The following is a 12,654-nucleotide window of genomic DNA, read 5'->3' as shown; positions in this document are numbered from 1 at the left end:
ACGAAGATGTAGAGACGTTGCATGCAACGTCTCTACACTATTGCTTTCTTCGGCTTATAGGTAGAAGCAACATGCAATTCTTTCAACTGCTTATCTCCCACTTGGGCAGGTGCTTCTGTTAACAAACAACTGGCTTGCTGCGTCTTGGGAAACGCAATCACATCCCGAATGGATTCTTCCCCAGCTAACAACATAACCAACCGATCTAAGCCATAAGCAATTCCGCCATGAGGGGGTGCGCCATAATCAAAAGCTTCTAGCAAGAAACCAAACTTATTTTGAGCCTCTTCTGGCGACAATCCAATTGCCTCAAATACCCGTTTCTGAATATCAGGTTGGTACATCCGCAAACTACCGCCGCCGACTTCATAGCCGTTATACACTAAATCATACGCTTGCGCCCTTGCCGTTTTCAGATCATCGATATCATCGGGGTGTGGCGCGGTAAAGGGGTGATGAATTGCCTCTAAACGCTTCTCATCCGCATTCCATTCAAACATCGGATAATCTGTCACCCAGAGTAAATTAATTTTCGTTGGGTTAATCAGTCCCAACTCTTGACCCAATACCTGGCGCAGGCGATCCAAGGTTTTATTCACTACATCGGTAGCCCCCGCACCAAACAGCAGTAAATGACCGGGTTTTGCCCCTGTTATCTCTAGCAGTTTCTGTTTCTGTTCCTCAGTGAGATTGTCTTTAATCGCCCCAATCGTATCGATTTCCCAGTTGTCTCGCACCCGAATATAAGCTAAACCTTTCGCGCCTGCGGCGGTGGCTTCGTTAAATAAGTCACCACTCTTACCGGGTTTAATTCGCACGTTGGAAATTTTGTCGTTACCGCCAGGAATGGGTAACACTTTTACCTTACCCCCAGCCGAGACTGCACCGGAAAAAACTTTAAATCCAGAGTCTTTCAGCAATTCCGAGACATCCACCAGTTCTAAGCCAAAGCGGGTATCGGGTTTATCCGTACCGTAGCGTTCCATGACTTCGGCGTAGGTAAAACGGGGAAAAGGGCGGGGAATGTCTATCCCTTTTACTGTTTTAAAGATATGACAGACTAAGCCTTCATTAAGCTGGAGAATCTCATCCTGGGACATGAAACTCATTTCCATGTCCAACTGGGTAAACTCTGGCTGACGATCTGCCCTTAAATCTTCATCCCGGAAGCAACGGGCAATCTGATAGTAACGGTCTAATCCAGCAACCATCAACAATTGCTTGAATAATTGCGGGGATTGTGGTAAGGCATACCATTGTCCAGGATTCACGCGAGACGGTACCAAATAGTCTCTCGCCCCTTCCGGTGTGGAACGGGTTAACATTGGGGTTTCCACCTCAATGAAGTGTTGCTCATCTTCTAAATACCGACGAATCGCCTTAATCACCTCATGGCGCAATTCTATATTTTGGCGCATGCGATCGCGACGAATATCCAGATACCGATATTTGAGCCGCAAGTCTTCCCGCACGGCTTCGGCGTCAGCAGTAGACACCTGAAAGGGTAACTGCTTCCGCACCGTATTTAACGGGTTAATCTGATCCGCATACACTTCCACTTCACCCGTGGATAAGTTGGGATTGAGCGAATCATCGGGACGCCGACTCACACGCCCGGTAATTTGTACCACATACTCATTCCGCACGGCTTCTGCATTCTTATAAGAATCCGGCGTGCGCTGAGGATCACTAACAATCTGCACAATACCCGTGCGATCGCGCAAATCTAAAAATATCACCCCCCCGTGGTCACGTCGCCGATCTACCCAACCACAGAGGGTAACGGTTTCACCAACATGGTTACTTCGCAATTCGCCGCAATAATGAGTCCGCATAACCGATGAAAAAATAAGTGCTTTGACAGGGAGGAACGTCTAAGGTAACAGAATGTGAACGCTTTGCCCATTATCCTGCATTCGGTGGTCATTGTCTTTGTCTTCCCACCAACTTCATCGTCTCTGGATAGAGGAAGATGTTGATCTAACCACAGATTCTAAGCAAACTCTACCGATCGGAGGGCGATCCCTGTTTGTAAAGTTTGGTAAACCTAGGAGTAGAGATATTTTGTTGTATTAGAGGAAAGAAACTATATGGCTTCTACTCAACCCACCGGTGTAACTCCAGCCCGCTCTGAGGAGACGAAAAACATAACCCAAGCATTTGAGGGATTGGGTACAGACGACAAACTAGCGTTACTTTACTACATCTATGAAAAAATGGGTGATTCGATCACACCAGCAGCACCCACGGCGGCTGATGCGGAAATCTCCCCCCAACTGCTGCGAGACTTCTACAACCTTTCAGATGATCAGCAGCTAGCCGCGATGCGAGAAATCGTCAATCGTGAAGATACACAAGTATCACGGGCGTATGGGGCATTGAGTGAAAATAACCAATTGTTAGTCTGGTACGCTTGGGCGCAAGGAATGGGTGATACGGTTGTCGATATGCCCTTAGACTACAAAGCCCAGTCAGAGGTGAATTCGATTCTATCCCAAATCGAAAATCTAGATTTCGAGGGGCAAATCTCTCTACTGCGCCAAGTTGCTGGTGATATGGGTTACAGTATCGTTGAACCCGTTCCTAGCCAGGAAGAAACCGGAAAAACCCCTAGTTTATAGGTTTTCCAGGGAGTGGGGAAGTAGGGGCTTGGTTACCAAGCCCCTATCTATCTGTTGGTAACCACGCCCCTATCCGACTAATCCGAAAACGTCCGTGATAAGTTCGATTGTGAGATAGAGTTGGATACTTGGATAATGGATGGATTTAGTGGTATTCATACCCTTTAACCGTCTCACCAAATCCAACCCGGACTTATCGAGGATGATGACAATGACCATTAACACGGCGAAGATTGAGAACATTTTGCAGAATTTTGTGACGGGCACCAGTGAGGTTCAGGGAGCAGCTTTGGTGTCTCCAGACGGGCTACCCTTAGCTTCAAGCTTGCCCAATGAGATGGATGAAGAACGAGTTTCCGCCATGTCAGCGGCGATGCTATCGTTGGGAGAGCGGATTGGCTCAGAGTTGTCCCGAGGCTTTCTTGATCGCATCTACGTGGAAGGCGATCGCGGCTACGGCATTTTGACCAATTGCGGCGAATATGCGGTGTTACTGGTTTTAGCCAGCAAAGCGGCGAAACAAGGTGTACTGTTGCTGGAAATTAAGCGTGTGATTCCAGAATTGAAGGCGGCGCTTGATCCAATCCGGAAAATATCAGGAGCTTATGACACTCAATCACAGATCGCCGAATAATTCATGAACCCGACAGGAATCGCAATTCATCTCCTACCTCTATCATGGCTGTGACGAGGTGGGATACTCTCTTACACTCGCCGAAGAGTAAGTTTGCCTAGAATGCAGTGTGGGCTTGGGTTTAAGCTCAAATACAGGATAGAGATTTAATCCCCATAGCTCTATCAAGTCGGTACGGTACGCTAAAGCGCTGCTCACAGATAAGTCTTGAACTTGAAAGAATCCTGAAAACCGACACCCAATCTTGAATCAGGCAGTGTAAACTTGTCCTGACTGTTACTTTGTCGCTCTGACTGATGTTGCCAAGGTTAGGATAACACGATTACTATAGATCATAAAGATATTTATGATTTATCTAAGATAAGTAACAAAAAATTGATTATTCTTCAATTGAAATTGTAAACCTAAGACAATAAGTCTAGAGTTGGTCTATTTTTTGACAAGTTTTTAGCAAGTAGTGGACAAGTAATGGCAATTACAAGCTGTTTATCGGAGTTTTCTCTCCCCGAACTATTTCAATTTCTGGATCAAGGTAGCAAAACCGGATTGCTGACCTTGCGATTCCTGACAGAAAATCAGGAGAAACGAGTACGCCATGTACTATTACATCAAGGGCGTATTGTCGCTGTGACCAATCGCTTGGATCACCAGTGCTTGCTCGCCATGATTGTACAACGAGGCTGGATTAGCCCGGAAGTGTTGCGAGAGCAGGTGAACCGTTGCCCAGCCAATATTCCGATTGGTTTATATTTAAAGACTCAATCGTTTCTCCAGCCGGAACAACTCAGACTGTTGTTCCACGCTCAAGTTCTACGGCAAGTCTGTGGTTTGTTTCGGCTGAGAGAGGCTCGATTTAAATTTGATACTAAAGCGACTTTGCCCACCACGGAAATGACTGGCTTAAGCCTCAGCGCCACCGAAGCCACGTTAATGGGTTTACGAGTGTTAAGAGACTGGGTATTATTAGCAAACAAACTGCCAGAACCAACCTCCGCCCTGTCGAGAGTAGTGATTGGCAAGCGTCATCTGCGCTTGGATTCGCTGGAAGGGCAAGTTTGGCAGCGATCAAATGGCTCGATTTCTTTGAATACCATGGCAACTCAGCTCAAACAACCCATAGAAATAATTCAACAAACGGCATTCCGACTGATTAGCGTGGGTTTAGTCCAAGAAGTCCCAATGATGACGGCGGCGTCTCGTTCTAAAGCAATGGCAGAAGACGTGTTAGAGCCTGTCGCTGCTGGAACTAATCACGGTAGGAAAGAGGATAATGGCTCTGAGGTTAGTCCTTCCTTTATGCAAAACTTGCTGGGTTTCTTGAGGAGCAGCAAGTAACGGTGGAAATTATGCGTCTAGTTGTTACGGGTACAGTGGGTGCTGGCAAGTCCACCTTCATTCGCTCAGTTAGCGAGATTGCCGTAGTTGATACGGATCGACTCTCAACCGATCAAACTACTGAGATTAAGAAAAAAACAACCGTAGCGATGGACTTTGGACGCTTACAATTTGCCCCAGAAATGGCATTGCATCTCTATGGTACACCCGGACAAGCTCGCTTCGATTTTATGTGGGATATCTTGATTCGCAAAGCCCATGCTTATATCCTTTTGGTAGATGCTCACCGACCTAGCGATTTTCGTTCAGCCCGTAAGCTGCTCGCGTTTATGAAACAGAGGGTAGACATTCCCATGCTAATTGGCTTGACCCACAGGGATTGTGAAGGCGCTTGGTCTGAAGAAAATGTCGCGATCGCGCTAGGGTTTGTGGATGAAAAAACTCGTCCGCCTTTCGTTACCTTAAATGCGAATGAAAAAGATTCAGTTATTGATACTCTAATTGTCTTAATTGAACATTATTTAAATTGTGTTGTTAAAACATAAACGTTTGGGCATTTTTAAGCTTTGTTATAAACAAAATCTATAAAAAAATAAATTTACATCACTATATTTAATTATTGCCAACGCCAGAAGCCACAGAAGGCAAATCCCATTTTTGTAAATCATTATGGATCGTGTGAGCATTTTGTTCATATCCAGATGTTTTACTTCATGCAAGCTTCGGCGTCCTCGCGACTTGGGCTGACGTGACAGGATCATGCTGAAAAAATTAAGACTATCGGCTAATATGAATAATTGTTAAGCTATAATATTATTAAGAAAATATAAAATTAAGCTAACTTCCTTTAAAGCTTCAACACGTCCTGCCTGATTGAAGTCTGGGCTGATGTTCTTAAAACTGTCCTTTTAAAACTATGGCTATTACAGGTTACTTATCTGACTTATCCCTTCCCGAACTGTTTCATTTGATTGAACAAGGGAAAAAAACCGGGTTACTCACATTACGCACCGCATTAACCAGACCATCAATTCCCTATTATGTATGGGTTCACCAAGGTCGTATTGTCGCGACGGCTAATCGCTTAGATGGTCAAGGTTTAATCGCCCTGATTGAGCAATACCAGTGGGTGAGCGATCGCGTGGTAGCCAAGTTAGTCCAATGGTGCTGTCCGACGGGAAAACCTCTGGGGTTGTGTCTCAAAAATCACGGTGTTTTACAATCCGAACATCTCAAGCAGCTATTCCAAGTTCAGGTTTTACAGCAAATCGGGACTCTGTTCCAACTCAAAGATGCTCAATTTAAATTGGAGCAGAATGCACCCCTACCTGGGCGAGAAATGACGGGGTTGAGCATACCCGCCACCGAAGCCACATTAATGGGATTACGGGTGCTGCCAAACTGGGATACCTTAGCTGATAAATTACCTGATCCCAATAGCGGTTTAATCAGTACAAAGACAGGTCAACTTCGTTACCGATTAGATCCAGTCGAATGGCAGATTTGGGAGTACACAAAAGGGACAGTTTCGCTGAAAATGATTGCCAGGGAACTACGACTTCCGATAGAAAAAGTTCAGCAAATTGCTTTTGCCCTGATTACAGTCGGTTTAGCCGAAGAAGTGCCGTTATTCATGGGAAATCTACCCACTCAATCCGTTGAACCCCTACCCGCGCAATTGACGGAAGAATCGGACACTAAAACGCTCAGTCAATCTTTCGTACAAAACGTTATGAGTTTTTTGCGGAACAGTAAAGCCAAACCAATATCAATTGGAACTTAATGGCGGGTTTGTAGGGGCGGGTTTCACAACTATCCTTTCGGTTTTAACTAGATTTGACTAAACCCGCCCTCCGGATTTAGGCTGACGACGCTGTTGCTACTTTTACCATTTCCTCTGGAGTCAAATGAGAATGAATGACTTCACCATCCCGAAACCAAACAATACGCTTCGTCAAACGAGCGACATCCGGTTCGTGAGTCACCATCACCACCGTAATTCCCTCCTGATTGAGTTGGCTAAATAACCCAATTACTTCAGCCGTTGTATGAGAATCCAGCGCCCCGGTTGGTTCATCTGCCAACAGTAATACGGGTTGATTCACGATCGCGCGGGCAATGGCTACCCGTTGCTGTTGTCCACCAGACAGTTGATTGGGCTTATTTAACTGGCGGTTTTCCAATCCCACTCGCTTTAAAGCACTCATGGCGCGATCGCGGCGTTCTTGGGGGGAAATTCCAGCATACACCATGGGCAACATCACATTTTCCAAGGCGGTGAGTTGGGGTAGCAAGTGAAACTGCTGAAACACAAAGCCAATCTTGACATTGCGAATCCCAGCTAATTGAGTATCATCAAGATGAGAAACATCCACACCATCGAGGTAATAGCGTCCAGACGTGGGTTGATCAAGACAGCCGATAATGTTCATGGCAGTTGATTTTCCCGAACCCGACGCCCCCATAATTGAGCAGTATTCACCTTTTTCTATGGTTAGATTTACTTGGCTGAGGGCTTTGACTTCTGTGTTACCCGTACCATAAACCTTAGAGATATTTTCTAGACGAATAATGATGGGTGTTTCAACTGCCGTTGAATGAATCGACGATGGAAAATTGATAGAGTCGTGCATAAATTCCTACGGTTAATAAAGAAGACAATTGTAGGGGCGGGTTTAGGAACTCAATTATGTATTCACCAATAACTCAACAACAAAACCCGCCCTACCCACTGATAACGAACAAAAACCAATTGTAGGGGCGGGTTTAGGAACTCAATTATGTATTCACCGATAACTAAACAACAAAACCCGCCCTACCCACTGAATAACGAACAAAAACCTAAATAGTATTTTGGGTTTATAATCATAATATTTCATCAAAGCTATAGATAGACTGGGTAAATTCAATGCTGAAAAAACTGAGAGGTGGGTTTTTAATGGGAATTGGCTATATGCTCTCCCCATTATCGTGGTGGAATGATTTATTTTTTAATTTGCCCATTGCCTACCTTTTTGCCTATCTGTTCAGTTGGATTTTTCCTGACCTGTTTTTACCGCTCACCGCTGTTGGTTACTGGCTCTCCAATATTATAGGGATTTTAATGATGCAAATAGGGGCGACAGATATGTTTTTTGAGCAAAAGCAGCGGAATCCTAAAAAAGATTTACTCATTGGTTTTGGGGCATCAACGGTTTACACTTTAGTTGTTTTAGCACTAATGTATTTCCATGTTCTCGAATCTCCTGTCTTTTTAGTAAATCAATAGAACTGTTTTGTTCCTTTGTCGGTGAGATGGATCAGGTTTTGTTATTTACTTATCGGTGAGGCAGGGCGGGTTTTGTTGTTCATTTATCGGTGAGGCAGGGCGGGTTTTGTTATTTACTTATCGGTGAGGCAGGGCGGGTTTTGTTGTTCATTTATCGGTGAGGCAGGGCGGGTTTTGTTGTTCATTTATCGGTGAGGCAGGGCGGGTTTTGTTGTTCATTTATCGGTGATTAGCTGAATTTATTCCCTAAACCCGCCCCTACAAATTGTCGCTAAACCCACCCCTACAATTGACATATGTGCCATGGCACTCTAAGCACTTCTCAACGCTACAATTGGATCAAGTTTCGCGGCTTGTCTGGCGGGAACGACGCCAAAAAATAAGCCAATTCCACCAGAAACGCCAACAGCCACGAGAATAGCAATGGGAGAAATTCCAGCTTTTAACGGTGAGAAAGCACCGACAAGTAAAACACCACTTACCCCAATTGCCGTTCCAATAATTCCCCCGGCGGCGGAGAGAATAATGGCTTCAATCATAAACTGAATTAGGATATCCTGTTCTCTAGCACCCACGGCTTTCCGCAGTCCAATTTCCTGGGTTCGTTCCCTAACTGATACCAGCATAATGTTCATCACGCCGATACCGCCAACAACTAAGGAAATGGCTGCGATCGCGGCAAGCATGATCGTTAAGGCACCTGTCACCGTATTGACAATTTGTAAGATATCCTCCTGAGTCTGAACGCCAAAATCATCTTCACCCACAATCTTGTGGCGTCGCCGCAGTAAGTTTTCAATTTGAAACTGTGCCGCACTAATACTATCTCGATTCCTAGCAGAAATAGCAATCCAGCTAATTTGAACCCCGTAAGGCGAAGTGCGTCCCCGCAATCGATTCGCCATCGTACTCAGAGGGATAAACACCGCATCATCCTGGTTATTTCCTAAAAAAGTACCTTTGGGTTCCATCACCCCGATAACTTCAAAGCTAACATCTTTAATTCGCACCGATTGACCAATCGGATCTTGATAGCCAAATATTTTTTCGACGACTTCCGAACCGAGAATAACAACTTGGTTATTGCGTTTGACATCAATATCGTTAAAAAACCGTCCTTTGGCAATATTAAAGCTACGAACAGATGGAAATTCTGGAGTCGTTCCTATCACCAATGAATTACTATTGCGATTGCGGTACGTAATTAAATATCTCAGATTAATTTGCGGAGCAACTTCGGCAACGGCTGGAACTTGAGTCGCGATCGCCTTAGCATCTTCCCAAACCAATGTTTTGGGAAAATCAACCGTTGTTTGTTGCGCTTCACGAGAGCCAGGAATCACAAATAGGACATTGGGTCCGAGAGCTTCAAACTGTTCAGAGGCTAGCTTTTGCGCTCCTTGCCCAATCCCCACCATCGCGATCACTGAGGCATTGCCAATGATAATGCCCAGCATGGTTAAGCTACTGCGTAGCTTGTTCGCCATCAATGTGGTGGACGCCATTTTGATGCTTTCTACAATATCCATTTTGTGAATTATAAATTAGAAATTATGAATTATAGATTTTCCAGTTCGTCAGCTTTCCAGACACAAATACCCTTCTCCCAATGCTGCTCGGATAAGCTTTAATTTGATTTATTCTCCCCCAGCTCCCCTATCTTCCCCATCTTCCCCATCTTCCCCATCTTCCCCATCTGACACACCGAGCGAAGTCGAGGTGTTCCCCAGCTCCCCTATCTCCCCCAGCTTCCCCAGCTCTCCGTTGACCCTACTCTTCTTCGTCAGGATTATAGTTTTCAGGCAAATCAATAAAAACCCTTTCTCCTTCTCTCAATCCACGGATAATCTGAGTTTTATCCTCAATCGTTGCTCCAATTGTGACTGGTTTAAACTTCGGCTGATCTTCAAAATCAGGAACCATAACTCCAGTTTCGCCCTCTTGAGTCACAACCGCCACTGTCGGAACAACCAGAGCATCGCTAATCGGTTTTCCTAAAAATGTCAGGTCAACATTCATCCCTGAGCGCAACTTTTCTTGTGCTTCAGGTGCTAGGGCAACTCGCACTTGAAAGGAGGTGACATCATTCTCAACAACGGCTTCTGGGGCAACTAGTCTCACCTGACCTCGGAAAGCTTGATCCGGAAACGCATCTGAGATCACTTGTACTGGCTGTTTTTCTTGAATTTGTCCAATATCAACTTCGGGAACTTCAGCCAGAACCTCTAGTTGTTGGGTGGCTAATGCCACAATTGATGTAGAGGTCGCTGAAGCTGTACTTGATGCCGAGGTTGTTGGCGTGACAAATGCGCCAACGGTAGCATATTTCTGAGTGATAATTCCCGGAAAAGGCGCACGAATAATCGTGTCTTGTAATTGGATGTAGGCAGCTTGGGTTTGGGCTTTCGCCGCTTCTACAGCAGCTTCAAGTTGGGCAATTTCTTCTTTGCGTGTTCCTTTGAGCAATTCCTGCACCGCAAAACCCGCTTCATTAACCGCCGCTTTGAGTTGAACAATCTCTGGGCTAGTTTGCTCCTCAGGATTTTTGGTATTACGGACTTGGGCTAGACGTTGTTTGGCTTCCTCAAGCTGGGCTTTAGCGGTGCGGGCTTCCGTTAATGCCTCATCAAACCGATCTTGGGATACAACTCCCTCGTCCACTAAGTACTTATACCGTTGGACTCGTACCGTGGCTAAATCTAAGCGGGAACTGGCAGTTTGGGCTTGAGCAACCGCTTGGTCAATTTCTCTGGGATTACCGATTAGGGCTTCCGCTAAACGGGCTTGTGCTTGCTGAAATCGCTGTTTGGCTTGGGCTATTTCTTCCGGACGAGGACCTGCTTTGGCTTCAGCGAGACGGGCTTGTGCCTGTTTTAGGTCAGCTCTGGCGGCTACAAACCGAGCTTTAACATCCTCTTGTTCCATTACCGCCACCACGTCTCCTGCGTCAACCCGATCCCCTTGTTCAACTTCTAATTTGACCAAACGACCCGACGTTTTCGGACTCAAGTTAACGGTTTGAATGGGTTGTACCGTACCATTTGCCGTGATTCGCACGGCTAAATCCTGCACATCCACTGGCACAGTCAGTTCATCAAGATCAAGTTGGTCTGGTTTTGCCGCAACCACCCAATAATATCCCGCACCACCCACGACAACAAGGCTGGCTGTGATGAATCCCATTACCCAAGGGAGAGGATTTTTGACTTTACCCATAGTCTGTGTCAGGTTCCCCCATTAATCTGTTACAGCAGAATTCTTGCTTTTAAGGAGTGAACACTTATTTTCCTCGCAAGGCGCAAAAAAAAACAATCAATCATCTGTTTCCGTTGCACCGATTTGGCTATCTCGGTTGGTGCTACGTCAACGACGCCCGTCTAAGCCGTTCAAGTTCCTTTATTCCTATACTAACCGTACTAACGAAGGGCATCCTCAATTTAGGTTATGGGTTTTTTCCAGAAGATTAGCGGTAAAACCTGCCCCGACATCCCTGCTGCTTCAGTCTTCCACATTATTCCCTAGACGAGAACGCCAGTAAGAGTGCTAACGTAGCTGAAGATTCCTTGTTGTGGTTTGAGACTCCGCCGTGTTCAAACGTATTCTGTTATTGCCGATTTTTGTTCTGCTGGCTTGGCTGACCAAACCTGCTCCTGTGTCCGCTCAAGCTCTGCTTCCCTATACTTTACAGCTCGATGCTGAGGAATTGGAGCAGCAAGGCTTGAATTTAGCGCAGGATGCCGTTCAGCTTACCCGCTTCCAGCAATACGATCTCGCCTTGTCTAGAGCTAAACTAGCAACTCAGCTTGCTCCCAATAGTTTTGAAACTTGGTTTATTTTGGGAACCTTGTATGTCCAAAACCAGCAATTCGACGAGGGAATTGAGGCACTCTCTAAGGCTCAATCCTTGAAACCTGAAGAGGCTGGTGTTCTCTTCTCCTTAGGCAATACCTATTTTCAGAAAGAGGAATATCGAAAAGCTGTATCTAGTTTAGAAGCTGGCTTGAAGATAGAACCTGAGGTTCCCGAAGCGCTCTTTGATCTAGGCAACGCCTACTATATGCTGGATCAGTATCCAATGGCGATCGCTGCCTACGAAAAAGCTGCCGATCAGGAACCGAGCGATACGTGGCCCGTGTGGCCCGCGATCAACAATATTGGGTTAGTCAAGTATGAACAGGGGGATGTGACTGGCGCGATTGACAAATGGCAAGCCGCGATCGCGATTGATCCAGAAGCGGCTGAACCGAAGCTGGCTGTAGCGGTAGCCCTTTATAGTCAAGGGGAGCAAGACAGAGGACTTGCCCTAGGGGAAACTGCCCTCCGCTCAGATGAGCGTTATGCTGATTTAGATTTCCTCAAGGAAAATCTTTGGGGGGAACGTCTAATCGCTGATACTCAAAAGTTCTTGGCAAACCCCAGAATTCAGGCAACCATTGCCCCCAGTGGCAATGTTCCTGCACAAGTGGAAGTTATCCCTTAAATCAAAATTTGAGTGAATAACTTCCCGCGAAACTTCAGACGCTTCTATGAGCATTACCAGACGCGATGCAAGAAGCGTCTCTACTTCCTTGACATTCAAGCCACCCGCTTCGTGAGAATTTTGGAAAAAACGCGAAGATTAATGGGATCGTCTTCTACAATCACAACGGTTTTCATCGGCAATATCAGCACCCAGTTCCAGAGGATTGATGTCCCTATCCGAAGATTGGTTATTGGAGGCGTCGCTCTCACTCAGGTTTGACTAATCATTTTTAGGCAGAAGTGCCAGGATTTGATCGACAAACTGTTGGTGATCC

At 45.7% G+C, this 12,654-nt stretch carries 11 protein-coding genes and 1 pseudogene; 7 read left to right on the top strand and 5 right to left on the bottom strand.

Annotated features, from left to right (window positions below; all coding sequences use genetic code 11):
- Nucleotides 1–32 precede the first annotated feature (32 nt).
- Entirely contained in the window at nucleotides 33–1,835 is a 1,803-nt protein-coding gene (aspS, locus tag RIG66_RS09245; RefSeq protein ID WP_446377311.1) for an aspartate--tRNA ligase, read from the bottom strand.
- 255 nt (nucleotides 1,836–2,090) lie between these two features.
- Here aspS and RIG66_RS09240 point away from each other — a divergent pair, with 255 nt between their 5' ends.
- The 5 genes from RIG66_RS09240 to RIG66_RS09220 all read left to right on the top strand — a co-directional run bounded on the left by RIG66_RS09240 (nucleotide 2,091) and on the right by RIG66_RS09220 (nucleotide 6,373).
- Complete coding sequence (locus RIG66_RS09240; protein ID WP_446377309.1) at nucleotides 2,091–2,621, top strand: orange carotenoid protein N-terminal domain-containing protein; 531 nt, start codon at nucleotides 2,091–2,093, stop codon at nucleotides 2,619–2,621.
- 211 nt (nucleotides 2,622–2,832) lie between these two features.
- Entirely contained in the window at nucleotides 2,833–3,255 is a 423-nt protein-coding gene (locus RIG66_RS09235; protein WP_044211052.1) for a roadblock/LC7 domain-containing protein, read from the top strand.
- Between the two features lie 468 nt (nucleotides 3,256–3,723).
- Nucleotides 3,724–4,590: a DUF4388 domain-containing protein gene (locus RIG66_RS09230; protein ID WP_446377307.1), complete on the top strand. Its 867-nt coding sequence runs from the start codon at nucleotides 3,724–3,726 to the stop codon at nucleotides 4,588–4,590.
- Nucleotides 4,591–4,601: 11 nt separating this feature from the next.
- A complete protein-coding gene (locus tag RIG66_RS09225) occupies nucleotides 4,602–5,135 on the top strand; it encodes a GTP-binding protein (RefSeq protein WP_446377337.1) in 534 nt (177 codons plus the stop codon).
- 371 nt (nucleotides 5,136–5,506) lie between these two features.
- Nucleotides 5,507–6,373 carry a DUF4388 domain-containing protein gene (locus tag RIG66_RS09220; protein ID WP_446377305.1) on the top strand — a complete coding sequence of 289 codons (867 nt, stop codon included), beginning with the start codon at nucleotides 5,507–5,509 and terminating at the stop codon, nucleotides 6,371–6,373.
- 76 nt (nucleotides 6,374–6,449) lie between these two features.
- On the opposite strand, the gene RIG66_RS09215 is transcribed toward RIG66_RS09220, so the two are convergent.
- On the bottom strand, nucleotides 6,450–7,223 hold the full coding sequence (locus RIG66_RS09215) for an ABC transporter ATP-binding protein (protein WP_446377303.1): 774 nt from the start codon (nucleotides 7,221–7,223) through the stop codon (nucleotides 6,450–6,452).
- Between the two features lie 275 nt (nucleotides 7,224–7,498).
- Between RIG66_RS09215 and RIG66_RS09210 the strand changes: the two genes are divergently transcribed.
- Complete coding sequence (locus RIG66_RS09210) at nucleotides 7,499–7,858, top strand: hypothetical protein (RefSeq protein WP_446377301.1); 360 nt, start codon at nucleotides 7,499–7,501, stop codon at nucleotides 7,856–7,858.
- Between the two features lie 311 nt (nucleotides 7,859–8,169).
- Here RIG66_RS09210 and RIG66_RS09205 read toward each other — a convergent pair whose 3' ends face one another.
- Together RIG66_RS09205 and RIG66_RS09200 are read right to left on the bottom strand one after the other, a co-directional pair.
- Entirely contained in the window at nucleotides 8,170–9,387 is a 1,218-nt protein-coding gene (locus tag RIG66_RS09205) for an ABC transporter permease (RefSeq protein ID WP_446377299.1), read from the bottom strand.
- Nucleotides 9,388–9,628: 241 nt separating this feature from the next.
- A complete protein-coding gene (locus tag RIG66_RS09200) occupies nucleotides 9,629–11,074 on the bottom strand; it encodes an HlyD family secretion protein (protein WP_446377297.1) in 1,446 nt (481 codons plus the stop codon).
- A 370-nt stretch (nucleotides 11,075–11,444) separates the two neighbouring features.
- Here RIG66_RS09200 and RIG66_RS09195 point away from each other — a divergent pair, with 370 nt between their 5' ends.
- Nucleotides 11,445–12,338 carry a tetratricopeptide repeat protein gene (locus RIG66_RS09195; protein WP_446377295.1) on the top strand — a complete coding sequence of 298 codons (894 nt, stop codon included), beginning with the start codon at nucleotides 11,445–11,447 and terminating at the stop codon, nucleotides 12,336–12,338.
- A gap of 78 nt (nucleotides 12,339–12,416) precedes the next feature.
- On the opposite strand, the pseudogene RIG66_RS09190 reads toward RIG66_RS09195, so the two are convergent.
- Nucleotides 12,417–12,514 (bottom strand): annotated as a pseudogene (locus RIG66_RS09190) (response regulator); the annotation flags it as partial.
- Nucleotides 12,515–12,654 lie beyond the last annotated feature (140 nt).

The sequence above is a fragment of the Coleofasciculus sp. E2-BRE-01 genome (assembly GCF_040221695.1).
Taxonomy (GTDB): Bacteria; Cyanobacteriota; Cyanobacteriia; order Cyanobacteriales; family Coleofasciculaceae; genus Coleofasciculus.
The sequence above is the reverse complement of the archived record's forward strand: the minus strand, read 5'-3'. Positions and strand labels throughout refer to the sequence as shown.